Raw genomic sequence first — 23,701 nt, forward strand, 5'->3', positions numbered from 1 at the left:
GCTGAGCATGACGGAGAGCCTCAACGGCGCGGCGAGTGGTCAGCCCGCCACGCCTGAGCCGCCGCTTGCCATCACGACCTCGCGCCAGTTCGTGAGCTGGCTTGCGGAGGCCGGCGCCAGCCTGGCGTTCACCACCTACCAGAGCGGCAAGGTCTTCCTCGTCGGCACGCAAGCCGGTGGGAGCAAGCTGTCGGTGTTCGAGCGCTCGATCGAGCGGCCGATGGGCCTGGCCTTCGACGGCCGCCGGCTCGTGCTCGCCTCGATGATCCAGATCACCACCTTCGTCGATGCCGCCAACGGCGTGCTCACGAGCGACGGCACCGACGCTGTGTTCGTGCCGCAGGTCGCTCACTACACGGGGGACGTGGACGCGCACGATGTCGCCATCGACGCGACAGGCCGCATCGTGTTTGCCAACACGCTGTTCTCCTGCCTGGCGACGGTGAGTGAGACGCACTCCTTCCGGCCCGTGTGGCGCCCGCCCTTCGTCTCGCGGCTGGCGCCGGAGGACCGCTGCCACCTCAACGGCTTTGCCATGGATGGGCAGGGCCGGCCGGCCTACGCCACGGCGGTGGCCGAGACGGATCTGGCGGATGCCTGGCGCGAGCACCGCACGGGCGGCGGCGTGGTCGTCGATGTCGCGGAGAACCGCATCGTCTGCCGTGGGTTGTCGATGCCGCACTCGCCCCGCCTGCACGAGGGCGTGCTCTACGTGCTGAACTCCGGCACGGGCGAGTTCGGTCGGGTGGATCTCGCCACTGCTCGCTTCGCACCGATCGCCTTCTGCCCGGGCTACCTGCGGGGACTGAGCTTCCTTGGCCGATTCGCGATCGTGGGTCTGTCGGAGCCACGCGGCAACCGCACCTTTGCCGGGCTGCCGCTGCAGGCGCGGCTGGAGGCAGAGCGGGCCGTGCCGCGCTGTGCGCTCTACCTGATCGACACGCAAACGGGCGACGTGGTGCATTGGCTGCGGCTGGAGGGGGTGGTGTCCGAGCTCTACGACGTCGTGGCGTTGCCGGGCATCCGCCGCCCAGCGATGATCGGCTTCAAGTCCGACGAGATCCGCAGGACGATCTCCGTTGAGGTGACCTGAGGAAAGCTGGGTCGCCTCAGCAATCGAGCGCGCCTGACGGTGCCATCGCATGAAGGTGCGCATCAACTGCGATGGCGGGTTTGGAGAAGATGTCTGAGCGGCGGGACGCTTGTCATAGACAATCAAGCCCAACATCAGCCTGAGTCGACGAAGATGCCGACGCAGGCGAGATCGAGATAGGCCCTGATGGCATCTGCCGCCGGGATCTCGCCCCCGAACAGCAGTGGCGCGTAGAGCGGACCATAAAGCAGGGACAAGGCTGCGGTCGGCTCTACACCCGGGCGCAGCTCACCTGTAGCCGCAGCGTGGCTCATGCGCTCGAATCCCCAGCGCCGGCGCGGTTCCAGCCACCGCTGCCCTAAAGCCTTCGCCAGCGCTGGATCGGTCCGGGCCCCGCCCAGCATCGCGGCAAGTGCCTGCCCGCGCTCGCCTCGCAGAAGCACGCCGAGTTCCAGGATCTGGCTGCGGAAGTCCTCGCGCGCAGAACCCGTGTCGGGCAGCCGCAGCTCTTCTCGGGTGGCGTGGAAGAACGCGTCTACGGCCAGCTCAGCCTTTGACCGCCACCAACGATAGACGGTGGTCTTCCCACATCTCGCTGCGGACGCGACCACCTCGATCGCGAAGCCACCATAACCTCGCTCGACCAAGAGCTTGAACGCTGCCTCCAGAATGGCTTCGCGCGAACTTTCGCTACGAGGGCGTCCCATATGTCTCGACTCGGACATACGATACGGTACCGTTTCACTCGCGTGCTGACAAGGAACCGTTCGTCCATGGCCGTCGTTCCCCACCCCATCGACATCGTCGTTGCCGATATGGGCGTTCTATCGAACGCTCGGACTTCCCGTGCCGGACGGCCCAGACAACGAGCCTCAGATCCAGATAGCGACGCCGGGCGGTTCGACGCTCGGCTTCTTGACCGAGGGGATGGTCGGGCCGGTCAACCCGCACTGGCCGACACTGGTCGGCCAGCGTGTCACCTTCGCCTATCGCTGCGACAGCCCGAACGAGGTTGACGCGACTTACGGGCGTGTCACCGCTGCAGGCTACGAGGGCCGGCGGGCGCCCTGGGTTGCGTTCTGGGGCCAGCGCTACGCGATGCTGAGCGACCCGGACGGCAGTCGAGGCGACCTGTTCGCCGCTCTGACCTCGGAGGGGCAGGCGTGAGCGGGTCCAAGTACACGGCCTCGGTTGTCCTCATCACGGGCGGGGGCTCAGGCATCGGCGCAGGTCTGGCCTCAACCTTCCACCAGAGAGGTGCCAGGGTTGTAATCGCAGGCCGCACCCGCGAACGCCTCGAAGCCGTCGCTTCGAAGCATCCTGGCATGGAGATCGAGGTCGTTGATGTGGCCGACCCCATTCAGGTGGCCGCCCTGGCCGGTCGAATCGGCGCGCGCCACCCAAGCCTCGACACCCTGATCAACAATGCCGGCGTTCAGACCCTCGTCGATTTTGCCGCGTTAGAACCGCACGATCCGCTCGCCCTGGGTGCCGAGGTCGACGTCAACCTCAAGGGTCTGCTCTACGTCACGAATGCCTTCCTGCCGCTGCTCCGGCAGCAAGGGGCGGCACGGCTAATCAACGTGGGCTCCGGCCTCGGCTTCGTGCCGTTGGCGGCCGCGCCGATCTACTCGGCCACGAAGGCGGCCGTGCACAGCTTCACCGTCTCGTTGCGTCGGCAACTCGCGCGGACGTCTGTCGAGGTGGTCGAGATCATCCCGCCGGTGGTCGAGACCGACCTGCACCGGGGTCTGGCGAGACGGCCACCTCGGGCGATGCCGCTCGATGCCTTCGTGACGGCCGCCATGGCAGGGCTGGACGCGGGCCGGCCGGAGATCGCGGTGGGTCTGGCCAACGTGCTCAGGATCGGCAGCCGTGTATCGCCGGCCTTGTTCCTGAACATCGTCAACAAGGGCGATCAATAATCGGAGAACGACAACTCGGGCCCGAGATCCGGCCTAACCTCACCCGACAATGCGGTCGCGAACCGATGATCTGCCGCTGGGCGATGCAGTCGATAGGAGCTTGTCCTCGAAGGCGCGGTGGCGTTTGTGCCTGGGCAGTGAAGGCGGCACGAGACCTTGGGAGCGCTCGTGCCGCAAGTCACAAGGTCCATGGGTGTCCAGACCGGACGCGCCAATAGGTTCGGGAGGGAACAGGGCGTGTGATGCAGGATCCGCGTGACGGCTCTGTGACGACGCGAGCTCCCGTCGCCTTAAGCTTCTCAGGGTATCACGTGCGATGCCTCTTTGCGCCTGCGCTTCTTGCTCAGCTTGAGCGGCATCGGTGGGTCCTCCTCGTCGGCCGAGCGCTAACCGAGAGCAAAGGCGTGAAGTTGACGGTCACGGTCCGTACTCGCGTCGGGACGCTCCAGCAGTGCGTAGAAGGCAGCCATCACGATCTCCTTCTGGAGGCCTGCGGGTGCTGCTCGGGCACGGCGGCGATAGGGTCCTTGTGCGTCATACCCGGTGCGGCCACGCTTCGCAGGGTGGCGGCAATTCTCTGGATCTCAGACGTCCGAATTCTCGTCCACTAGGAGGTCATGTAAGCTTCATAGTTTAGATTGTGACGGAAGGCTGAATGCGCGCAGAGTCCTGCAGGGCGGACAGCGACAGTTGTAGCTCAGAGTGTCGTCCAAATTCTCACGTCCGTTGGCGTTCGCGGCTCTCCTCGGTGCGACTGGGGTCACGTCCAAGGTCGAGCAGGCGACTTGCGGCAGCCGTCATTACCGGAGTGGCAGCCATGCTGAGGCCGATGCCGACGACCATGAAGCTTGCGGCCTCCGCCGAGACAAGGCGATAGTCTTACCCCAGTTTGACGACGATGAAGGCGAACTCGCCGGCCTGGGAGAGGGCTGCCCCCACCCACAGGGCTGTGGTGAGACTCTGGCGGAACAGGAGGCAGAGGAGCGTCAGAAAGACCGCCTTCAGGGTCATAACCGTCAGGAGGAAGAGGATCAGGTTCAGGGCCTCCCGACGGATCAGGTCGACATCGATCATCGACCCGACCGTGACGAAAAACAGGGCCAGCATCACCGAACGGATGGGCTCGACGGTGGCCTCGACCCGATGGCGCAGGTCCGTGCCGGAGAGCAGCAGTCCCGCCAGTAGTGCCCCCAGCGCGAAGGATAACCCGCCCGCCTGCGTGAGTGAGCCGACGCCGAGCACGAGCAGAAGGACGGCGAAGGTGAAGAGCTCGCGCGCGCGCGATGCCGCGACCACCCGCATTGCAGGCTCGACGGCGAACCGACCGACCGCAACGACAGCCAGGAGCATCAGCACGGCCTTTCCCATCGCGAGGAGCAGAGCTTCGGCGAGGCCCGTTCCGCTCCCGGCCAGGACGGGAAGCAGGACGAGCAGGGGAACGACCGCCAAGTCCTGGAGAAGGAGCACCGAGAAAGCGACGCGACTGCGGCGGCTCGTCCCGTCGCCCTCGTCGCGCAGGAGCTTCATCACAACCGCCGTCGAGGACAGCGACAAGGCACCGGCGAGCACGAGCGCCTCCCTGAGGGGTACCCCTGCCAGGTCATGGAAGACCGCGAAGAGCGCGGCGGCCGTCAGGACGACCTGGAGGGTGCCGAGCCCGAAGACCTCGCGTCGCAGGACGGCGAGGCGCCGCAGCGAGAGCTCTAGGCCGATGGAGAACATCAGGAACACGACACCGTACTCGGTGAACGTCATCGCCTCCTTGGGATCGGCGATGACGTTCATGACTGAGGGGCCAAGGATAGTCCCAGCGGCAAGGTAGCCGGCCACCGGCGTCACCCGGAGGCGCTCGAACACCGGCACGACGATGAGGGCGACCGCCATCACCACGAGCAGGATCGAGAGGCCGTCTTCCTGATGAGGCATGGGTCGGCGTTCTTCGCGGAGATGGCTGCCGGCCGCCGGCGCCGGAGATGTGGTGGCGCGGCGGCCGGCCCCGTCGGAGGTCACCGAGCCTTGCCTGGCACCCGGGCACGCTGGGGGGCGGTACGTGACGGGCGGGGCAGGATCGGTCGCACGGGTGCGTGCGTCCGACGAGCAGTTAGGATGATCGAACGGTTCGACGGTCCAACTCGTGAACCGGCCTTCACGTAAGACCATCCGACGGGGGCCGGCGCGTCACTCGGATGTGGAGCCTGCGCGGGCAACCGTGGAGAACCTGCGCCCTTCGAGCGCGTCCAAGCGGCGATGGGCCGGTCAAATCCCGCGTGGGCCTTAGAAGCGGTAGTTCAGGCCAGCGCGGACGATGGCGATGTCGCCATCCTCGCCGCGACGCCGGAGATTCACCGGCGCAGCAGTGCCGGGCACGAACACCGTCGTCGCGCGCCGCTTGCCCTCGTCGAGGTTGACGTAGAGGCCCTCGACCCTGACCGATACGTTATCGGTGACGGCATACTCGACGCCGGCGCCCGCCACGAAGCCCGTCTTGATGCGGTCGCGGCGCCCGTCGAAAGTAGCCGGCCCGTTCGGCACGAGCGCGAAGCCGGCCGCGCCCGGATCGCGGCGAAGGTCGCCAATGGCGAGACCGCTCGTCCCGTAGACGAGGAAGCGGTCGACGGCGTAACCGAGGCGGGCGCGGAAGGTCGCCACGAGCCCGCCGTCGTCGTCTCTGCGCCCGAACGTGACGCCACCGAGACGGCCTCGCCTGCGCTCGCGGCCGACATACTGCCCATCACCCTCGACACCCACGACGAAGCCGGAACCCGGTGTGAACTGCTGCAGGTAGCCGATCTGGCCACCCCCAACGAAGCCGCCCTCGCGGCGACGGTTGCTCGGGAACACCACGCCGGCGCCCGGGACGAACACGGGATCGGTGCTGCGCCGGCCAGCGTCGAAGCCGTAGCCGCCGTTCACGCCGGCGTAGAACCCCGTCCAGGTGAAGACCGGAGGCAGAGGCGGCAGCACCGGCGCTGCCCGGACCGGCAGGTCGGCCGAAAAGGCCGGAGAGGCCAGGAGCATGCCGGCAACAAGCAGGCTTACGCGTTCCGGGACATAGATCGACATCGTAGCGGATCCTTCTGCGAGACAAGTTCTGCTGGGAACAGGGTGTCACCGCGCCAGGACACGCCGCTTTGGAGCAGCGGCTATCGGGCGATGATTCGGCCGACCTCGGCAGCGAATTCCGGCAGGAGATCGCGGGCATGTCCGGTCTCGGAGTAGAAGCCGAGCTGACCGGAGAAGCGCTTCTCGTCGGCCCAGGTCAGGGCCGCGACCCGGCGTCCGGTCTGCCCGTCGACGACCTCGGCCTCGGCCGCCGCACCACCGTTTGAGAGCGGCGTGGCCACGGCCGTCATCGCGACGTTCAAGGCAACATTGGCCTTGGTCACGCCCGTGACCGCCGTGCGCACCCGCAACACGCCGGGGCCCGGACTTCCGACCAGCGGCCAGGTCTTGCCGACCTCCTCGGCCAAGGACCGGTTCATGACTTCCGCCAGCGCGGTGGTCTGCTCGGCGTCGAGTCCGGAGACCGTGATCACGACGGGATCGAGATAGGCGCCACGATAGCGGGCGAGCACCGCCGCTTCCGGCGCCTGGAGCGCGATACGGGCCTTCATCTTGTCCGAACCGTCGGAGCTGGGACGCAGGCTCGAATAATCCCGAAGGAAGCCCGACTGCGTCGAGGCCTGGGTCGCGCATCCCGCCGCCGCGACGGCGACGCTCAGCCAGAGAGCTGCGGAACCCAGCCTGTATCTCACTTCGGACACCATCGGTTCGCCTCGCATCGCTTGACCGGCTTGCATATACCGTCTGGTCGGTCTACTATACAGTCCAGATGGTTTGGTCAAGCTGCGTTCTGAACGAGGCGCACGGCCTCGCAGAGGGCAGGAGGAAGCGATGACAACAGAGCTGAAGCAGGGTTCCGCCGGCGCTCGTGGCGCCCGGGGCAACGTCCGGGCGAACGCTCGCGACGACATTTTGGCCGCGGCCGAGGAGGTCGTGGCCGCGCTCGGCGCACAGGCCCTGACGCTCGATGCGGTCTACCGGCAGGCCGGCGTGAGCAAGGGCGGGCTTCTCTACCACTTCCCCAACAAGGAGGCGCTGCTTCACGCCATGGTCGACCGCTACGTCACCCGCTGCTTCGCGCAGGAAACCGAGTTCCTTCGGGAAATCGGAGAGGATGCGCGCGGCGCAGGCTCGCGCGCTGCTATCGCCCAGCTCGCCGCGGATGATCCCGGTGCCGACCGGCTGAGCGCCGCCCTGCTCGCGGCCGTAGCCACCGACTTGGAGTACCTGGCACCGCTGCGTGATCTCGTCCGACAGCGCTTCGAGGCCATGAAGCAGTCCGACGTCCCCTTCGAGACCGCCGCCATCATCGAGCTTGCCGTCAACGGTCTCGCCTTATTCGAGCTGTTGCGGCTGCCCCCGCTCACGCCGGAAGACCGCCACCAAGTACTCGCTACCCTCGACCGGATGGCGGGCGGCAGCGGCGACCTGCCCGAAGCGGGGTCCCGCCCGAGCTCGCCCCTGAACCCGGGCCCGGCGAAGCGATGAGCCCCTACGTCCTGCTGGCGGTGGCCATCGTGTTCGAGCTGGCCGGAACAACCTCGCTCAAGGCGTCGGACGGGTTCACCAGACCCGTCCCGACCGTGATCATGATCACCTCCTACGTGCTCACGTTCTGGCTGATGGCGCTCATCGTGCGCGATCTGCCCATCGCCACCATGAACGCAATCTGGGCAGGAGCCGGCATCGCCGGCACCGCCGTCATTGGCGCCCTCTTCTTCCGCGAGGCGCTCTCAACGTCCGACTACCTCGGGATCGGCCTCATCCTGGCTGGGACCCTGGTCCTGACGCTGCTTTCCAACAAAGGCACGCACGCATGAACCGCTCCTTCGGCTCCCGCCCAATCGCCGGCGGCGTCCTGGCCACGATCCTGGCACTGTCGGCCGCTGCTGTGTTCTCCCCCGACGGGACCGCGAACGTGGCCGAGGCGCAGGAGGTCACGGGCTCGCTCGACCCGGCCGCCGGCCCGCGTCCCGGCGGGAGGGTGGCGGACGCGCCGCTGACCGTGACGAGCGCCTTCGCGCAGCGCGACGTGGTTCCGACCGTAGTGACGGCCTCGGGCTCGCTCGTCGCTCGGCGCGAGGTGCCGGTCGGCTTCGAGATCGGCGGATTCAAGGTCGCGGCGGTTCTCGCCGACGTCGACGACCGGGTGACGGCCGGCCAGGTACTCCTGCGCTTCGACACCGACCTGCTGAGCCTGCAGCTCGCGCAGAACGAGGCCGGCGCGGCCAAGGCCGGGGCCGCCGTCGCGCAGGCCGAGGCCGCGGTGCCCGAAGCCGAGGCGAACCTGCGCGTCGCGCTGGGCGACTACGAGCGGGCGGAGTCGCTGCGGGGCTCGAATGCGATCTCGACCCAGGTGTTCGATCAGCGTCGCGGTGCTGTGGATCAGGCCCGCGCCCGCCTCGCCTCGGCCAAGGCTGCCGTCACGGTCGCCAAGGCCGAGCTCGCCTATGCGGAAGCCGTGAAGGCCGAGACCCGGGCGCGGATCGAGAAGGCCGTCGTGCGGGCGCCGGTGGCGGGCGTGATCTCCAGGCGCAATGCGGAGCCCGGCGCCGTCATCCAGCAATGGGCCACCGAGCCGCTGTTCCGGATCATCGCGGACGGCGAGGTCGAGATGGCCGCCGAGGTCCCCGACCTCGACCTTGCCGAGGTAAGGCCAGGACAGGCCGCGCACGTGGTCCTGGCGGACGGCAGGCTCGTGGAGGGCCGCGTACGTCTCGTTTCGCCTCTCGTCGAGGGTCGGACGCGCATGGGCACGGTCTACGTGTCGCTGAAAGCGGATTTTGGCTTGCGCCCCGGGGCCTACGCGCGTGCCGATATCACCACCGACCAAGTTGATGCGGTGACCATGCCGATGAGCGCCATCGAGGTCCGCGACGGCCTTGCGACGACCCTGGTCGTCGGTCGCGACGGGCGCGCCGAACGCCGTAAGCTGAAGCTTGGGCGCAGTGCCGAGGGGCGGGTCGCCGTCCTCGACGGCTTGGCCTCGGGCGAGCAGGTGGTGTCGAGTGCAGCCGGGTTCGTGCGTGAAGGCGCTCGGGTCCGCACCGCCGTCGCTGACCCCCGGGACTGATCCTGCAGGGCGATCCTTATCGGCCTGAAGCGCACTCGATCTTGGTCCGAGCACACATGTCCGGCATCTCCTCCTGGTCGATCAGGCATCCGATCCCGCCCATCGTGCTGTTCGTGCTGATGACGGTCGCGGGCCTTGTCGCGTTCGGGCGCCTGCCCATCAACGCCAACCCGAACGTCGACATCCCGACCGTCACGGTCACCGTCACGCAGGCCGGAGCGGCGGCCTCCGAGATCGAGACACAGGTCACCCGCAAGATCGAGGGCCAGATCGCGGCCGTCGCCAACGTCAAGCACGTCACCTCGACGATTCAGACCGGCGTCTCGACCACGACCGTCGAGTTCCAGCTCGGCACGCCCATCGACCGTGCCGTCACCGACGTGAAGGACGCCGTCGACCGCACCCGGTCGGACCTTCCGCGAACCATCGACGAGCCCGTCGTTGCGCGGCTCGACGCCGAGGGCGCAGCCATCCTGACCTATGCCGTCGCCGCTCCCGCGATGGCGTCGCAGGACCTGTCCTGGTTCATCGACGACACGCTCTCGCGCGAGTTGCGTGCGATCCGCGGGGTCGGCCAGATCCTGCGCAAGGGCGGCGTCGACCGCGAGATCCGGATCGACCTCGACGCGGACCGGCTCGACGCGCTCGGCTTAACCGCATCCGAGGTCAGCCTGCAGTTGCGCGCCACCAACCTCGACGTCGCCGCCGGGCGGACCGAGGCCGGTAGCCGCGAGCAGGCCATTCGCGCGCTCGGCGGAGTCCTCACGGCGGACGCGCTGGCCCGCACCGAGATCGCAACGCCGCGGGCCGGCTCGGTGCGGCTCGGGCGGATCGGCACCGTCTCGGATGGTGCGGGCGAGGCACGCCAGATTGCGCGGCTCGACGGCGAGCCCGTCATCGCCTTCGAGGTCCTGCGTGCCAAGGGGTCGAGCGAGGTCGCGGTGGCCGAAGCCGTCGAGGCCCGCCTCGCGGAGGTCGTCGCCCGCAATCCCGGCCTCAAGCTGACGAAGATCGCGACCACTGTCGCCGACACCCTCGACAGCTATCATGCCTCCATAGAGGAGCTGCTGATCGGCGCGGGGCTCGCCTCGGTCGTTGTGCTGATCTTTCTTCGAAGCTGGCGGGCAACCCTGATCGCGGCCATTGCGATGCCGCTCTCGCTGGTGCCGACCTTCGCGGCCATGCTCGCCTTCGGCTTCTCGCTCAACGTGATCAGCTTGCTGGGGCTGACGCTCGTCGTGGGCATCCTCGTCGACGACGCCATCGTCGAGATCGAAAACATCATCCGCCACGGCGGCATGGGCAAGCGGCCCTACCGTGCGGCGCTGGACGCCTCCGACGAGATCGGACTTGCGGTCGTGGCCACCACGATGGCCATCGTGGTCGTCTTCCTGCCGGTCTCAGCCATGGGCGGCGTGGCGGGTCAGTACTTCCGGCAGTTCGGCGTCACCGTGGCGGTGGCCGTGTTCTGCTCGCTCCTGGTCGCGCGCCTGCTTACGCCGCTGATCGCGGCCTACTTCCTCGAGCCGCAGGCCGAGCACGGGGGCGAGGGTGCGATCCTGCGCCTCTACCGCCGCCTTCTCGGCCTGTGCCTCGACCATCGCTGGGTCAGCCTGACCGTGGCAGGCGCGATCTTTGCCGGTTCCGTCGTCCTGGCAGGCTACATCCCGGCGGGCTTCCTACCGCGCAGCGACAAGGCGCAGACGACGCTATCGCTGGAACTTCCGCCGGGCGCCACGCTCGGCAGGGCGGAGCGGACCGCGGACGCCTTGACGAGGGCACTCAAGGGCCATCCTGCGGTCAGGAGCGTGTTCGTCGAGTTTGGCGCACCGCCGGTTGGCTCGACCGTCAACGCGGCCGGCAGCCTGACACAGGGCTCGGCCACCGTGGTGCTGAAACCGCAGAGCGAGCGAGGGCGCAACGCCGTGGGCGGCTCGCTCTCGCTGCAGGACTTCCAGACCTCGATCCGTCCGATGCTCGTCGGCATCCCCGACCTGCGGGTTGCCTTCCCCAACGACCAGAGAGCGCGCGACGTCTCGGTGCTCTTCGTCGGAGGGGACCCGGCGGAGCTGACGCGTGCGGCCGAGACCTTGGCCGCGCAGATGGGCGCGTTGCCGATGCTGGCCTCGGTGCGCTCGACCGCACCGCTTCCGCGCGCCGAGGTCCAGATCCGTCCCAAGGACGACGAGATGGCCCGCCTCGGGATCAGCGTCGACGCCCTGGCGGCGGCCTTGCGTGTTGCGACGCAGGGCGATCTCGATCAGAGCTTGGCGCGGTTCTCCGCGGGAACCCGACAGGTCCCGATCCGGGTTCGTCTCAAGGACGCCGCACGCGACGACATCGCCGTGCTGCGAAACCTCAAGGTGGCGGGATCGTCCGGTGCGCCCGTGCCGTTGCGCCTCATCGCCGACGTCGAGCTCGGTTCGGGCGAGGGCAGCATCGAGCGATTCGACCGCGAGCGTCGCGTAGCCGTTGAGGCTGATCTCGTCGGTGGCACTACGCTCGGCCAGGCGCTCGCTGCCGTACAGGCACTGCCGGGCTATACGAACCTTCCGACGGGCGTCCGCATCCCGCTCTACGGCGATGCGGAAAGCATGGCCGAGACCTTCAGCGAGTTCGCCTTGGCCATGGGAGCGGGCCTGCTCCTGATCTACGTCGTTCTGGTCCTGCTGTTCAGGGACGTGCTTCAGCCAATCACCATCATGACGGCCCTGCCGCTGTCGCTGTCTGGCGCGTTCGGCGCCCTGCTGCTCACCGGCATGGCCCTCGACGTGCTGTCCCTGATCGGGCTGCTGATGCTGATGGGCATCGTGACTAAGAACTCGATCCTGCTCGTTGAGTACGCGGTCGAGGAGATCCGGGCGGGGGTGGGCCGCCGCGACGCCCTGCTCGACGCGGGCGTCAAGCGAGCCCGGCCCATCGTCATGACGACGGTGGCGATGGTCGCCGGCATGATGGTGCCTGCGCTGGGGTTCGGGGCGGGCTCCGAACTGCGGGCCCCCATGGCAGTGGTGGTCATCGGCGGACTGCTGACCTCGACGGTGCTGAGCCTGCTCTTCGTGCCCGTCGCCTTCACCTTCATGGACGACCTGCGCGGTGTCCTGGGCCGGCCCTTGTCGCGCCTGACGACGCTGCAGGACGGCGATCGTGAGGAGCTTGGTGGAGAACCGAACCGATGAACCACTTCATAGCACGGTTGATCGAATTGGCCGACCGCCGGTCGTACGCGCGAGGCACTGCGCCTTCGTTCGGATACTACGCGGGAACTCAAACCCGGTACGAGTCAGGTAACGCGTCCTCGATGGGGACGCGTGCGATCACGACTACGGCTCTTGTCGAATGGGCCCGTGAGGATCGTATCCTCTCAGCGAAGGCGGTCGGATCGGTTCGCCATATGATTGCGGCCACACGTGTCGAAGTTCCCGATCGCTGTGATCACCCGCGCCGACCAAGCCGCCGGTTCGCTTCGCCGAGCTGATTACCCGACACCTGGCGAGCGTCTGAAGCTGGCACCTGGCAAATGGCGGATGTTCCGAGTCCCAGCTTTCCTGTCACCACGATGCTGAGAGGGTGTCTGTCGGCTCGGCGGCATTCCTGCCCGCCGCGCCGGTTCATCAGGACAGCGCTTGGGCCCTCGCTTTCTTAAAGCGGAACCCAGGAACCGCCTCACCTTTCGTGCCATCTCGCCACGGCAATCGAGGACGCGGCGCGCATCCGAAGGTGATCGAGATGCGCCGATCGGCGGCGCGACTCCTCGGCACGGCGCGTTTGAAATCAAGTGCGCCATTGAGTTGGGATGAAATGGACGCGCCTCTCCTCGTATCGCTGATTGGCTTGGCGCTTCTCGACAGCCTCAATCCGTTCACTGTCGCGGCCCAGGCCTATCTGCTCGGCACCCGCGATCCGATGCCCCGCTCAATTGCGTTCCTGCTGGGCACATTCGCAGCCTACTTCCTCGGGGGCGTTCTCCTCCTCGAAGGATTATCGCTGTTCCTCGAATGCCTTTGGCCTGTCATGCCGCGTTGGGCGGTGGGAGCCGGCGAGATGACCCTCGGCTTGGCGGCGGCCGTATTGGCGATCACGATGAGCCGCCAGGCCAGCAGGGGCGAGGCATTCACACTTCCGTCGAACCTCGGCGTTCTGGCGACGCTGTTGTTCGCGGTCGCCTCGACCCTGAGCGACATGGCGACCGCTTTGCCGTACTTCGGCGCGGCAACGCAGATCGCCGCGGCGGAGTTAGGGTTTGTCGGCCGATGGTTGCTGCTTGCGCTTTACAATCTGATCTACTGCGCGCCGTTGATCGGCCTCATCGTTGCTCGTGCGGTGATGTCGTCCGAACGCAGCGACGTACTGTTCGGCCGATTGCGGAGGTTTATCGACTGGGCGTTCGCGAAGCTACTTCCGTCCGCCCTGGCTTTGATCGCCATTACTTTTCTCATTGACGGCGGTCGCCGGATATACCGACTGTCCTCTTAGGCTTTGTTGATCAACCCTGTTCAACCGGGCCTCGAAGGGCTCGGTACGCCAACGGTGTGAGCCTGAAGGCTCGCGCGGGCCGGTCAAGGCACCTGAAGGTCGTCTCGGGTAGTTCTTGAAGGGCAGCAAGGCCTCGAAGTGCGGAGGCATGAACAACACTTTGTAGGTGAGTACGCTCAATTTCCCGACGCCATGCAACGCGATCCAGCCGGTCAAATCGTGCGTGAAATAGCTCATGCCGCAAGCTTGTTGTGCTCGTAAGGATTAACGCCCCGAGGCGGCCGGCCGACAACCCGCCCGTTGTTGTCCCGGTGCGGCGGCTCGGAGAATGCCCTCAAGCCAGCAAGGTCCTTGCGATGCATCTCCCGTGTCCACTTCGACAGGCCTGCGAACTTCCAGATCGCGTTGAACGGACGCGGCAGCTCGTTGACGAAGTGCGCCAAGACCTGCGTGCGATGCTCAGTGAGGGCACGCAGTTCGAATGTCAGCTCGGGCCGATGCGGGGGACCGGGACCGTGAAGGACCAGCGCAACCTCCTGATCCTCCTTCAAGCTGACGACCTCCTGGTAGCCGACGCGCTTGCCTTTCGTGAAGAAGGCCGTCTTCGCCCCGATCTGTCCATCTGCACCTTCGACCGTACAGGTGGACTTCGTCTCCTTTGGCCATGCCGACCAGCGCATCAGATGCTCCTGGATCCGGATGTCGTCATATACGTCGCGGATAGGGGCCTCGACGATGATTTCTTCCGTGTAGGCGACGCGAACAGGAGCAAGAGCCGACAGCACGGCAATCAGGGTGACAAGGATCATAAATCCGTAGATTGCGGTCTCCAGCATGATCTTTCCTCAGTCCTTGCACAGAAGGGCAAGCTGAAGGATGACTGTCATCAAATAACTTGATTGTCAAGTTACATGGAGGTAGAATGTCTCCCCATGCGCGACCGGCGCACCCTCAGGACCTCGTGGCCGCTTGCCGACGGCTCTACAAATCAATTGATCGGATTGACGCAAAGGCGGCGGCTATCGCTGGCGTCAGTCGCAATGACCTGCGCTGCCTGAACATGCTGGCTGAAGGCGCGACCCGCCCCAGTGTGATCGCCGCTGAACTGGGTCTGACGACAGGCTCAGTCACAGCGCTCCTGGACCGGCTCGAAAAAGCCAATCTGGCTAAGCGGGCGCGCGACCCTGCGGACCGAAGAGGTGTGACCGTCCACCCCACAGAACAGCTGTTCCAGACGCTCGGGCCCCTCTACCTCAGTGTGGCTGCCGAAATCGAACGGATCGCCGAGACTTACGGGGCGGTAGAGCGTTCAGCTGCGGTGAAGCACCTGAACGATGCTTCTTCTGCGTACGAGTTTGCCTTGGCTCCGGGATAAGCTCTGCTCTTGGTGCATAGTCCTTGAGTTCTGGGGCGAAATCTTAAGATCAGAAGCTCATCGAACCTCCCGCAAATCGAGGGTAGAAATCCACTCTCTCCGATCATTCGAAGGCGTTCGGTCAGGCTGCCGAAAAGCAGATCCTTTGAAGGCGCGACAGGGCTCGACACTGAAAGATCACCTACCTGCAAGTGAATGTCCGCTTCAGGGTGGTGGGTCAATGTCTGCTCACAACCCTTGTCGGACCTTCAGAGCGTCTGCTTCTGGGCAGTCTGATAGAACGAACGCGTATGATCGCGATGGGTGGAAAGCTGCCCATCTGCTTCCGGGCAGGTGAGGGATTCGAAGGCACTGACGGCCTTCAAGTTACAATCAACTCCATCTAGAACATTCTAAGGTCTCACGGACTTCAGATATCGCGAAACGAGGTGTCTATCCGGTCAATAGCTGCTTCGGGATGCTTCTACAGCGCATCCTTCGCAGCATAGTGATCGAGCCTGCCGCCACGCCACGGGATCAAACACCTAGTTCGGCATCTCTCCGAGGATCTCGCCGGTCTTCGGATCAACTTCGAACTTCATCTTCTGTCCCTCCTTGATGCCCTCGCCGTCCCAGTGACCGTCATCCGCCTCGATCTTCGTGATCGACGTATAACCTGAGGCCACCAGCTTCATCTTGACCTGCTCCGCGGTCATCCAATCAGCTCCCGGCTGGTCGGCAAACGAGCTTACAGGCAAGCTTCCCAACAGAGCGGCAGCCACAGCGAGCATGTAAATCTTCTTCACGAGGTTGGTCTCCGAAGTGTGGGCACCCGCTCACCTAGAGCGCGCCACGGCCCTCCACCACCTCTCTGTTCAGGTGCATAATCCGTTGCAGGAAGACGTCATCCCGTCCCGATCACGGTCGTAAACGGCAGCGCTAGTTTAGAGGGCCTCTAAGGTCATCAAACTGTCGTTTAACCCTTTGTACACCGGGGCGCGCACCGGGAGCCGGTGCCTTGCGCTGAGCGCCCGGAGTTCCCCATGATCGGCCCCTCCACCACCCAGTCGCCCTACCTCGTCGGGACCGCTAACAACGTCACCTTCACCTCGATCCTGAGCGCCGGTGATGTGGTGGCCGGCTCGACCACGGTGAACGGGACGCCCTACCGCATGGTCGGCATCCCCGACGGGCTCGGCGCCTTCGACAATGGCGACGGCACCTTCACTGTCCTGATGAACCACGAGATTGGCGCGACTGCCGGCACCGTGCGCGCGCACGGCTCGACGGGGGCCTTCGTCTCCCGCCTCGTGATTGACTCATCGACGTATCAGGTCCGCTCGGCGAGCGATCTCGCGCAGACGGTCTTCACCTTCAACGACGCCGCCGGCACCTACGTGCAAGGCACCACGGCCTTCGGTCGGCTGTGCTCGGCCGACCTCGCCGACGTCTCGGCCTACTTCGATGCGGCGACCGGCCTCGGCACGCAGAACCGGCTCTTCCTGACGGGTGAGGAAGTCGGTCCCGAAGGCCGTGCCTTCGCCTTCGTCGCCAGCGGCCCCAGCGCCGGCCAGGTCTATGAGCTCCCGCGTCTCGGCCTGTTCTCCTGGGAGAACGCAGTCGCCAGTCCGACCTCCGGCCCACGCACCGTCGTGATAGGCACCGACGACGCCACGCCGGGACAGGTCTACCTCTACGTCGGCAACCGTCAGGCGACGGGCAACGACGTCGAGCGCGCCGGCCTGACCAACGGCGCGCTCTACGGCATCCGAGTGCCCGCCTTCGCAAACGAGACAAACGCCACGACCGTGGGCGCTGCCGGCACGCCCTTCGTGCTGCAGGAGATGGGACCGAACGGCGACGTCACGCGCCTGACCGGCGCGCAGCTCCAGGCCGAGAGCACCGCCGAGGGCGTGACCGAGTTCCTGCGCCCTGAGGACGGCGCCTGGGACACGGTCAACCCGAACCGCTTCTACTTCGTGACGACCAACAACCCGACGAGCCCCTCCCGGCTCTGGGCCCTCGACTTCACCGACGTGCAGCGGCCTGAGCTCGGCGGCACGGTGCGGTTGCTGCTCGACGGCACTGAGGGCCAGGTCATGCTCGACAACATGACCGTGACCGATGAGGGCCGGGTGATCCTGCAGGAAGATCCGGGCAACAACGCCCGCCTGGCGCGGGTCTACGAGTACAATCCCGTCACCGACACGCTGACCCAGCTCGCCGAGCACGACCCGGCCCGCTTCAGCGCACCGGTCGCGCCCTTCACCCGCGACGAGGAGTCTTCGGGCGTCATCGACGTCACCGACATCCTCGCCCGGCCCGGCGAGCAGGTGCTGCTGCTCGACGTCCAGGCGCACTATCCCTTCGGCCAACCCGAGATCGTCGAGGGCGGCCAACTCCTTGCGATGACGATCGATCGTCGGCTCTCCGGTACGTCGGGCAACGACACCCTGGCCGGCACGGCGATCAACGACCTGATCGAGGGTGGGGCGGGCAACGACACCATCACCGGTGGGGCCGGCAACGACACGGCGAACTTCAACGTCTCGCTGGACGGCACCGACACCACCGACCTCGGCGCCGGCTCCGACCTCGTCAACGTCTCGGCGGCGACGGCTACCAGCCAGATCCGCCTCAGCTTCGTCTCGGCCCAGGTCGGCAACGGCAGCGCCAACGATGCGGCCGGACCGGCGCCGCAGGACGGCGGCCTTGCCGTCCGGCTGCAGGCGGAGGGGGCGAACGACGCCCTCACGGGTGCGGTCAGCCGCTTCGACGACGAAGGCATGACCTTTGTCGCCGACCGGCCCGGCCTCACCTTCGACGTGCGTGATCTGCTTGCCGGCACCCAGCGCGGCGACGCTTTCGAGGTCGTGACGCTCGGCACCTCAGGTGCCGACACGCTCACGGCCGTGCAGGGCGGGCGCTCGTACTACTTCAATGCCGGCATGGGCAACGACAGCGTCACGGGTGGTCTGGCCAACGACTTCCTCGTCGGCGGCGGCGGCAACGACACGCTCTCGGGCGGGGCGGGCAACGATAGCTTCATCGGGGGTGCCGGCAACGACAGCTTCATCGGGGGTGCGGGGACCGACCGCGCGATCTTCAGCTTCGGGCTATCGGCCGCGACCGTCGGTGCCGCGGCCAAAGGTGCCACGACAATCACCGGACCCGAGGGTACGGACACCTTCCGCGGCATCGAGGAGTTTCAGTTCAGCGACCGCACGATCAACAATGCCGACGGTGCGCCGCTCGTCGACGATCTGTTCTACCTCGCCAACAACCGCGACGTGGCGGCCTCCGGTCGGGACGCGGACGCGCATTACGCCGAATTCGGCTTCCGCGAGGGTCGCGACCCCAACGCCTTCTTCTCGACGGACGGCTACCTCGCGGCCAACCCGGACGTGCGTGCAGCCGGCCTCAATCCGCTCACCCACTACGACACGAACGGCTTCCGCGAGGGCCGCGATCCGGGGGCGAACTTCGACAACGAGTTCTACTACGCGCGCAACGCCGATGTCCGCGCGGCCGGCGTCGACCCGTTGCGCCACTACCTTGAGTTCGGTCAGGCCGAGGGGCGGACGATCAACGAAGCGGTGGGTCGGTCCGCCGACATCGGCGCGGCGCGTGGCTTCGATGCCGAGTTCTACCTGCTGAGCAACCCGGACGTGGCGGACGCGGCCATAGCTGCCGGCGGCGACAGCTACGCCTTTGCCCGCCAGCACTTCACCAACTTCGGGGCCCGCGAGGGCCGGGACGCCAACGCGATCTTCGACACGGATGCCTATCTTGCCGCCTATGCGGATGTGCGAGCGTCCGGCATCAACCCACTGACGCACTACACCCAGTTCGGCTTTCGCGAGGGGCGTGATCCGTCGGTGGAGTTCGACACCACGGCGTACCTGGCGGCCAACGCCGATGTGCGGGCGGCGGGCATCGATCCCATGACCCACTATCTGCAGTTCGGCCTCTACGAGGGACGCTCGGCGCAGGGCGACACGACCTTTGGTGCAGGCAACATCGGGTAATCTTTAGCGGAAAAAGACTCAACCGGAGCATGGCTCCGGTTGAGTGAGCTCTGGGAAACCTAAACGCCACGGAGGAGGCTGCGCAGCTAAGCTGTGTGCTGTGCCGGCATTTCCTAAGGCTCGCTTCTGAGAACTAAGCAGTCAAGGGAGAAGTCGTTGATCCGTGCTGTGCTCCCGATCTCCACGATTAGTCTGCCAGCTCGCCCCCTTTGACGTCAAACCTTCGATCTTCCGGTTGCCATAAATGTGGATGACTCTGCTATTGCTGGCTTATTGGACAGCCGGTCACTCCAATCTATGGCTGAGGAAGATGTGCAAGAGGACCATCTAAATTAGCCAGCGCGGATTGTTCGGACGCTCGCGGCCGACATGAATGACGTGGTGTCGCCTGACGCTTTCCATGCAGCCGAACCAACTTCTCGCTTCGACCGTTGTAAGCTGCTCCTTGGCGGGACCTTCGAGCGGGTCGGAGGCGGAAACTTATGCCTGGCAGTGCCACGACCAACTTGCCAGGCTCATCCGTTTCCAGTCTGGCCGGCTCTGAGCATGGTTCGAAGTCGAGCCTCTGGACGCTGACGCTGGGCTCCATCGGTGTCGTGTACGGCGACATCGGCACCAGCCCGCTCTACGCCCTCAAGGAGTCGCTGCATGCGGCCACCGCCGGGGCCGGCCATCACAGCCTCACCCGCGCGATGGTGCTGGGCGTCGTCTCCCTGATCCTGTGGACGCTCATCCTCATCGTCACGATCAAATACGTGCTTATCGTGCTGCGGGCCGACAACCAAGGTGAAGGCGGCACCCTGTCCCTGGTCGCCCTTGCCCAGCGGGCGCTGGGACGTCGCGGCGGCGCGGTCATCCTGATCGGCATGGCAGGCGCGGCCCTGTTCTACGGCGACGCCATCATCACGCCGGCCATCTCCGTCCTCTCCGCCGTCGAGGGCCTGAAGCTCGTCACCCCGGCCTTCGAGCCCTACGTGCTGCCCATCAGCCTCACGATCCTGATCGGCCTCTTTGCCGTGCAGAGCTACGGCACGGCGCGCGTGGCCACCTTCTTCGGTCCGATCACCGCCCTCTGGTTCCTGGTCATGGCCCTTGGCGGCCTGAGCCACATCGCCGACGACTGGAGCATCCTCGCCGCCTTCAACCCGGCGCATGGCCTCAGCTTCATCCTGAACCACGGCACGGCCGGCCTGCTGGCGCTTGGGGCCGTGTTCCTGGCCGTCACCGGAGCCGAGGCGCTCTACGCCGACATGGGCCACTTCGGCCGCACACCGATCCGGACGGCCTGGTTCGTCCTGGTTCTGCCTGCCCTGGCGCTGAACTACCTAGGCCAGGGTGCCATGCTGCTGGCGCACCCTGAGCACATCGAGAACCCGTTCTTCTTGCTCTACCCGTCCTGGGCGCTGCTGCCGATGGTGCTGCTGGCGACGGTGGCCACCATCATCGCCAGCCAGGCCGTCATCACCGGGACCTTCTCGATCACGCAGCAGGCCATGCACCTGGGGCTACTGCCGCGGTTGCGCGTCCTGCGCACCTCCGAGACCGAGAAGGGGCAGATCTACATACCTCTGGTGAACTGGTGGCTGCTCATCGCGGTCGTGTTCCTGGTCGTGCTCTTCAAGTCGTCGAGCGCGCTGGCGGCGGCCTACGGCATCGCGGTCACGGGCGACATGGTCATCACCTCCTGCCTGCTCTTCATCGTGGCCTGGAGGTTCTGGCGCTGGTCGCCCCTTCTGGCCGCCCTCGTCATCGCGCCCTTCCTGCTGATCGAGCTCGTGTTCCTGTCCGCCAACGCTCTCAAGCTGCTCCAGGGCGGCTGGTTGCCGCTCATGGTCGGCGCAGGGCTCGTCTTCGTCATGTGGACGTGGCGCAAGGGCTCGGACCTGATCGTCGAGGAGATCCACCGCGCACGCCAGCCGCTGTCCGCATTCATGCAGAAGACCGAGGTGTCGTCGCTGCAGCGGGTCCCCGGGACGGCGGTGTTCCTGACGGGCACGCCGGGCGACACGCCCGGGGCGTTGTTGCACAACCTCAAGCACAATCGCGTTCTGCACGCGCACAATCTGATCCTGACGGTGCACACCGAGGATGTGCCGCGTGTGGCGGAAGGCGAGCGTGTCACGATCGAGCGGCTGGGGGATGCCTTCTCCTGCGTGGGCGTGCGCTTCGGCTTCATGGAGCTGCCCGACCTGCCGCGGGCCCTGGCAGGTGCTGGGCTCGATGCGAACAACCTCTCCTACTTCCTGACGCGGCGGGTCCTGATCGCCTCACCGGAGACCGGTATGCCGGTGTGGCAGGACCGCCTCTACATCGCGCTGGCACGCAGCTCGACGGATGCCTCCCGCTACTTTCGCATCCCCGTCGACCGTGCCGTTGAGATTGGGTCACAGATCAGCATCTGAAGCTCTCCGCCTCGTGATGTCCCTGATGCCTTGCGGCCCTGGTCACGCGGGGTTGAGGGATCAGTACCGGATGATCGCCCGCAGGCCGAACACCGCGGCGTTCTTGATCCGCCCGCCCTCGGGGTCGCGCGGGTTGGGGATGCCGCCGCTCGGACGAAAGACGTACTGGAAGTTCGGCTGCACCGTGATGCCGGGGCCGATCACGGCCTGGTAGGTCGCCTCGATTACCGCCTCGCTGCTGCGGCGCGGGCCGGCGACGCCGGTGAGGAAGATCGAATCCGTGTCGAAGCCCCGCGCGGCGCGGGAGATCCGCGACAGCGCGTAGGCGATGCCCACCGTGTCGTCGGAGCGGCCGGGCAGCAGGCCTTTGTAGGCGATGCCGGCATCGAGGTAGAAATCGAGAAGGTTGCGGTCGGTCGGCGAGCCGGACAGGCGCAGGAAGACGCTGGCGCCGTCGTTCGAGTCGCCGGGCTCGCGGTGGTGCCCCTGTCGGCGCACTGTTGACAGGACAAAGACGGCGCGAGCTCCCGCTTTCCGAACAGCGCGAGCCGGATCTTCCGACAAGGTTGGGTCGAGAACGCACCAACGCCTCAGCTCGTGCGTGAAAGCGGCTCGCCGAACTCCAGGACGTTGCCTTCCATGTCCTTGACGAACCCGACGCGCCGCCGAAACGGCGTCCCATCGAGGTCGTAGGTCTCGGCGCGTACGAAGGTGGGCACATCCTTGCCTGCAAGTCCTGAGATCACCGCATCAGCATCGTCCACCCTGAAGCAGAGGTGCCCGTAGCCGGTGCGCCCGAAATGCTCGGCAAAGCTCATCGGCTCAGGCAGGCCGATACCTCCTGTGTCGGCCTCGACGAGTTCGAGCACGGTGTCGTTCAGGCGCAGATAGGCCAGTCGCTTGCCGTTCAGCGCGCCCACCCGCCAGGCCACCTCGACCTGGAAGCCCAGCTTCGTCTGATACCAGGCGAGTGCGCACTCGAAGTCGCGCACGTTCAGCGAGATATGGTCGAAGCGCATGTCCGCGGTGACCGCCGGCGCGGTTTCGACGCTTCCGGGAACGCTGAAGGCGGCGAAGGTGGTGGCGGTAGGGGGCATGGGGCTGTCGTTCATGACTGAGGTCCTCAAGAAGTCCGGGGGAGGATTCACGCGTTGGCAAGGGCGCGCACATTCTCTTCGAGATGCGCGATGCTCGTCGTGCCGGGGATGACGATGATGTTGGGCGAGCGGGCCAGCAGCCAACGCAACGCTTCCGCAGGATCAAGCCGCGCACCTCTTTGCATCGGATGGGCGCCAAGTGGGCCATAGGGGATGAAGGCGATGCCCTTGGCCGCCGTGTAATCCACCAGCGCCTCGCTCCCGCGCTCCTCGCTGTTGAGGCGGTTCTGGATGGACGCGATGGGGGCCACCGCAAGTGCGCGGTCGAGCTCCTCCCGGGCGACGTTCGAGAGACCGATGTGGCGTACCTTGCCAGCCCGCCGGGCCGCGTCGAGAGCGGCGACGCTCTCCTCGATGGGCACGGCGGGATCGACCCAGTGAAGCTGAAATAGATCGATCTGCTCGACCCCTAGTCGGACGAGGGCCTCATCAACCTGGCGGGTCAACGTAGCGGGCGACGCGTCGCGGACGAGCTGCGTGGGCGAGAGCTTATCGATGCCCCCCTTGGTAGCCACGACGATCCCGTCGGCATACGGGTGAAGAGCCTCAGCGATCAGCGCCTCGTTGTGACGGGGTCCATAGGCAAGCCCGGTATCGAAGAAGCAAACGCCGAGCTCGACGGCGCGGCACAGCAGCGCCTTGCCCCCATCCCAGTCCGCATAGGGACCGAAGTTTCCCGGCTGACCGGTCAGCCGCATCGCGCCGAACCCGATGCGGGGCACGACAAGGTCACCGCCGATGGCGAAGGTGGAGGTCATGGATCTCATCCTTGGGTTGGAGCTTCAGGCGGTTAGGCGATCGACGAGGGTACGCACGCGCGGCGCCAGGAGCGTCACGGCGGGGAAGGCGAAGGACCAGGCGAGGGCGTAGGCGTGCAGCCAGCGCCCGAGGAAGCCTGCGTCGATCCCGGTGTTCACGGCCGTGATGGCCGCCGACAGTGCGGCGGACAGGCTCAGGGACATGATGAGGGCGAACAGCACCGAGGCGTAACGGCGGGGGATCTTTGGAAGAGTTGCGGTTTGGTTCGTGTGCATGGGGTCGTGCTCCAGCGGCTGCGTTGGTCAGCAATCTGGGCTTGTTGACGCTTCGAGAGAATGCCGCTCCTATCGACAGCAGATGTTGATGTGGTC

Annotated in this window: 21 protein-coding genes; 11 read left to right on the forward strand and 10 right to left on the reverse strand. The window is 66.3% G+C overall.

Features of this window, described 5'->3' with window-relative positions:
* Positions 1-7 precede the first annotated feature (7 nt).
* The gene (locus MFF55_RS04035; protein WP_238242800.1) at positions 8-1,093 is read left to right on the forward strand and encodes a TIGR03032 family protein; all 1,086 of its coding nucleotides are present in this window, start codon (positions 8-10) and stop codon (positions 1,091-1,093) included.
* Between the two features lie 134 nt (positions 1,094-1,227).
* Here MFF55_RS04035 and MFF55_RS04040 read toward each other — a convergent pair whose 3' ends face one another.
* On the reverse strand, positions 1,228-1,800 hold the full coding sequence (locus tag MFF55_RS04040; protein WP_238242801.1) for a TetR/AcrR family transcriptional regulator: 573 nt from the start codon (positions 1,798-1,800) through the stop codon (positions 1,228-1,230).
* 100 nt (positions 1,801-1,900) lie between these two features.
* Between MFF55_RS04040 and MFF55_RS04045 the strand changes: the two genes are divergently transcribed.
* Entirely contained in the window at positions 1,901-2,260 is a 360-nt protein-coding gene (locus MFF55_RS04045) for a VOC family protein (protein WP_283206699.1), read from the forward strand.
* Entirely contained in the window at positions 2,257-3,018 is a 762-nt protein-coding gene (locus MFF55_RS04050) for an SDR family oxidoreductase (protein WP_238242803.1), read from the forward strand. Before MFF55_RS04045 ends, MFF55_RS04050 begins: the two co-directional genes overlap by 4 nt.
* 879 nt (positions 3,019-3,897) lie before the next feature.
* Here the strand turns inward: MFF55_RS04050 and MFF55_RS04055 are convergent.
* The 3 genes from MFF55_RS04055 to MFF55_RS04065 all read right to left on the reverse strand — a co-directional run bounded on the left by MFF55_RS04055 (position 3,898) and on the right by MFF55_RS04065 (position 6,992).
* A complete protein-coding gene (locus MFF55_RS04055; RefSeq protein ID WP_238242804.1) occupies positions 3,898-4,944 on the reverse strand; it encodes a cation:proton antiporter domain-containing protein in 1,047 nt (348 codons plus the stop codon).
* A 348-nt stretch (positions 4,945-5,292) separates the two neighbouring features.
* Positions 5,293-6,081 carry an outer membrane protein gene (locus MFF55_RS04060; protein ID WP_238242805.1) on the reverse strand — a complete coding sequence of 263 codons (789 nt, stop codon included), beginning with the start codon at positions 6,079-6,081 and terminating at the stop codon, positions 5,293-5,295.
* 80 nt (positions 6,082-6,161) lie between these two features.
* Positions 6,162-6,992 carry a DUF3313 domain-containing protein gene (locus tag MFF55_RS04065; RefSeq protein ID WP_306421378.1) on the reverse strand — a complete coding sequence of 277 codons (831 nt, stop codon included), beginning with the start codon at positions 6,990-6,992 and terminating at the stop codon, positions 6,162-6,164.
* On the opposite strand from MFF55_RS04065, the gene MFF55_RS04070 reads away from it, so the two are divergent.
* The 5 genes from MFF55_RS04070 to MFF55_RS04090 all read left to right on the forward strand — a co-directional run bounded on the left by MFF55_RS04070 (position 6,913) and on the right by MFF55_RS04090 (position 13,630).
* On the forward strand, positions 6,913-7,569 hold the full coding sequence (locus MFF55_RS04070) for a TetR/AcrR family transcriptional regulator (protein WP_238242807.1): 657 nt from the start codon (positions 6,913-6,915) through the stop codon (positions 7,567-7,569). The genes MFF55_RS04065 and MFF55_RS04070 overlap by 80 nt on opposite strands.
* The gene (locus MFF55_RS04075; RefSeq protein ID WP_238242808.1) at positions 7,566-7,901 is read left to right on the forward strand and encodes a DMT family transporter; all 336 of its coding nucleotides are present in this window, start codon (positions 7,566-7,568) and stop codon (positions 7,899-7,901) included. The genes MFF55_RS04070 and MFF55_RS04075 overlap by 4 nt, the downstream gene beginning before the upstream one ends.
* On the forward strand, positions 7,898-9,154 hold the full coding sequence (locus MFF55_RS04080) for an efflux RND transporter periplasmic adaptor subunit (protein ID WP_238242809.1): 1,257 nt from the start codon (positions 7,898-7,900) through the stop codon (positions 9,152-9,154). The genes MFF55_RS04075 and MFF55_RS04080 overlap by 4 nt, the downstream gene beginning before the upstream one ends.
* Positions 9,155-9,210: 56 nt before the next feature.
* Entirely contained in the window at positions 9,211-12,333 is a 3,123-nt protein-coding gene (locus MFF55_RS04085) for an efflux RND transporter permease subunit (protein WP_238242810.1), read from the forward strand.
* A gap of 391 nt (positions 12,334-12,724) precedes the next feature.
* Positions 12,725-13,630, forward strand: coding sequence for a GAP family protein (locus tag MFF55_RS04090; protein ID WP_238242811.1), 906 nt, complete (start codon positions 12,725-12,727; stop codon positions 13,628-13,630).
* Between the two features lie 233 nt (positions 13,631-13,863).
* Here the strand turns inward: MFF55_RS04090 and MFF55_RS04095 are convergent, their stop codons facing one another.
* The gene (locus MFF55_RS04095) at positions 13,864-14,466 is read right to left on the reverse strand and encodes an SRPBCC family protein (RefSeq protein ID WP_238242812.1); all 603 of its coding nucleotides are present in this window, start codon (positions 14,464-14,466) and stop codon (positions 13,864-13,866) included.
* Positions 14,467-14,552: 86 nt separating this feature from the next.
* On the opposite strand from MFF55_RS04095, the gene MFF55_RS04100 reads away from it, so the two are divergent.
* Positions 14,553-15,005 (forward strand): MarR family winged helix-turn-helix transcriptional regulator, encoded by a 453-nt coding sequence (locus MFF55_RS04100; RefSeq protein ID WP_238242813.1) that lies wholly within the window; start codon positions 14,553-14,555, stop codon positions 15,003-15,005.
* 524 nt (positions 15,006-15,529) lie between these two features.
* Here the strand turns inward: MFF55_RS04100 and MFF55_RS04105 are convergent.
* Complete coding sequence (locus MFF55_RS04105; RefSeq protein WP_373874715.1) at positions 15,530-15,790, reverse strand: PepSY domain-containing protein; 261 nt, start codon at positions 15,788-15,790, stop codon at positions 15,530-15,532.
* A 237-nt stretch (positions 15,791-16,027) separates the two neighbouring features.
* Here MFF55_RS04105 and MFF55_RS04110 point away from each other — a divergent pair, with 237 nt between their 5' ends.
* Entirely contained in the window at positions 16,028-19,012 is a 2,985-nt protein-coding gene (locus tag MFF55_RS04110; protein WP_238242814.1) for an alkaline phosphatase PhoX, read from the forward strand.
* A gap of 482 nt (positions 19,013-19,494) precedes the next feature.
* Positions 19,495-21,414, forward strand: a complete 1,920-nt coding sequence (locus MFF55_RS04115) for a potassium transporter Kup (protein ID WP_238242815.1) — start codon at positions 19,495-19,497, stop codon at positions 21,412-21,414.
* A 60-nt stretch (positions 21,415-21,474) separates the two neighbouring features.
* Here MFF55_RS04115 and MFF55_RS04120 read toward each other — a convergent pair whose 3' ends face one another.
* The 4 genes from MFF55_RS04120 to MFF55_RS04135 form a co-directional block, all read right to left on the reverse strand.
* Complete coding sequence (locus tag MFF55_RS04120) at positions 21,475-21,912, reverse strand: carbohydrate porin (protein ID WP_306421379.1); 438 nt, start codon at positions 21,910-21,912, stop codon at positions 21,475-21,477.
* 92 nt (positions 21,913-22,004) lie between these two features.
* Positions 22,005-22,526, reverse strand: a complete 522-nt coding sequence (locus MFF55_RS04125) for a VOC family protein (protein ID WP_238242816.1) — start codon at positions 22,524-22,526, stop codon at positions 22,005-22,007.
* A gap of 32 nt (positions 22,527-22,558) precedes the next feature.
* Positions 22,559-23,329 (reverse strand): aldo/keto reductase, encoded by a 771-nt coding sequence (locus MFF55_RS04130; protein WP_238242817.1) that lies wholly within the window; start codon positions 23,327-23,329, stop codon positions 22,559-22,561.
* Between the two features lie 24 nt (positions 23,330-23,353).
* Positions 23,354-23,605 (reverse strand): DUF2798 domain-containing protein, encoded by a 252-nt coding sequence (locus MFF55_RS04135; protein ID WP_238242818.1) that lies wholly within the window; start codon positions 23,603-23,605, stop codon positions 23,354-23,356.
* Positions 23,606-23,701 lie beyond the last annotated feature (96 nt).

Origin of the sequence: Methylobacterium iners (assembly GCF_022179305.1) — a bacterium.
Classification (GTDB): Bacteria; Pseudomonadota; Alphaproteobacteria; order Rhizobiales; family Beijerinckiaceae; genus Methylobacterium; species Methylobacterium iners.

What these genes read in the sequence shown, in the direction of transcription:
- MFF55_RS04035 (WP_238242800.1), top strand. Translation starts at nt 8, where the DNA reads ATGACGGAGAGCCTCAACGGCGCGGCGAGTGGTCAGCCCGCCACGCCT.
- MFF55_RS04040 (WP_238242801.1), bottom strand. Translation starts at nt 1,800, where the DNA reads ATGGGACGCCCTCGTAGCGAAAGTTCGCGCGAAGCCATTCTGGAGGCA.
- MFF55_RS04055 (WP_238242804.1), bottom strand. Translation starts at nt 4,944, where the DNA reads ATGCCTCATCAGGAAGACGGCCTCTCGATCCTGCTCGTGGTGATGGCG.
- MFF55_RS04060 (WP_238242805.1), bottom strand. Translation starts at nt 6,081, where the DNA reads ATGTCGATCTATGTCCCGGAACGCGTAAGCCTGCTTGTTGCCGGCATG.
- MFF55_RS04070 (WP_238242807.1), top strand. Translation starts at nt 6,913, where the DNA reads ATGACAACAGAGCTGAAGCAGGGTTCCGCCGGCGCTCGTGGCGCCCGG.
- MFF55_RS04065 (WP_306421378.1), bottom strand. Translation starts at nt 6,992, where the DNA reads ATGTCGTCGCGAGCGTTCGCCCGGACGTTGCCCCGGGCGCCACGAGCG.
- MFF55_RS04075 (WP_238242808.1), top strand. Translation starts at nt 7,566, where the DNA reads ATGAGCCCCTACGTCCTGCTGGCGGTGGCCATCGTGTTCGAGCTGGCC.
- MFF55_RS04080 (WP_238242809.1), top strand. Translation starts at nt 7,898, where the DNA reads ATGAACCGCTCCTTCGGCTCCCGCCCAATCGCCGGCGGCGTCCTGGCC.
- MFF55_RS04085 (WP_238242810.1), top strand. Translation starts at nt 9,211, where the DNA reads ATGTCCGGCATCTCCTCCTGGTCGATCAGGCATCCGATCCCGCCCATC.
- MFF55_RS04095 (WP_238242812.1), bottom strand. Translation starts at nt 14,466, where the DNA reads ATGCTGGAGACCGCAATCTACGGATTTATGATCCTTGTCACCCTGATT.
- MFF55_RS04100 (WP_238242813.1), top strand. Translation starts at nt 14,553, where the DNA reads ATGTCTCCCCATGCGCGACCGGCGCACCCTCAGGACCTCGTGGCCGCT.
- MFF55_RS04110 (WP_238242814.1), top strand. Translation starts at nt 16,028, where the DNA reads ATGATCGGCCCCTCCACCACCCAGTCGCCCTACCTCGTCGGGACCGCT.
- MFF55_RS04115 (WP_238242815.1), top strand. Translation starts at nt 19,495, where the DNA reads ATGCCTGGCAGTGCCACGACCAACTTGCCAGGCTCATCCGTTTCCAGT.
- MFF55_RS04125 (WP_238242816.1), bottom strand. Translation starts at nt 22,526, where the DNA reads ATGAACGACAGCCCCATGCCCCCTACCGCCACCACCTTCGCCGCCTTC.
- MFF55_RS04130 (WP_238242817.1), bottom strand. Translation starts at nt 23,329, where the DNA reads ATGACCTCCACCTTCGCCATCGGCGGTGACCTTGTCGTGCCCCGCATC.
- MFF55_RS04135 (WP_238242818.1), bottom strand. Translation starts at nt 23,605, where the DNA reads ATGCACACGAACCAAACCGCAACTCTTCCAAAGATCCCCCGCCGTTAC.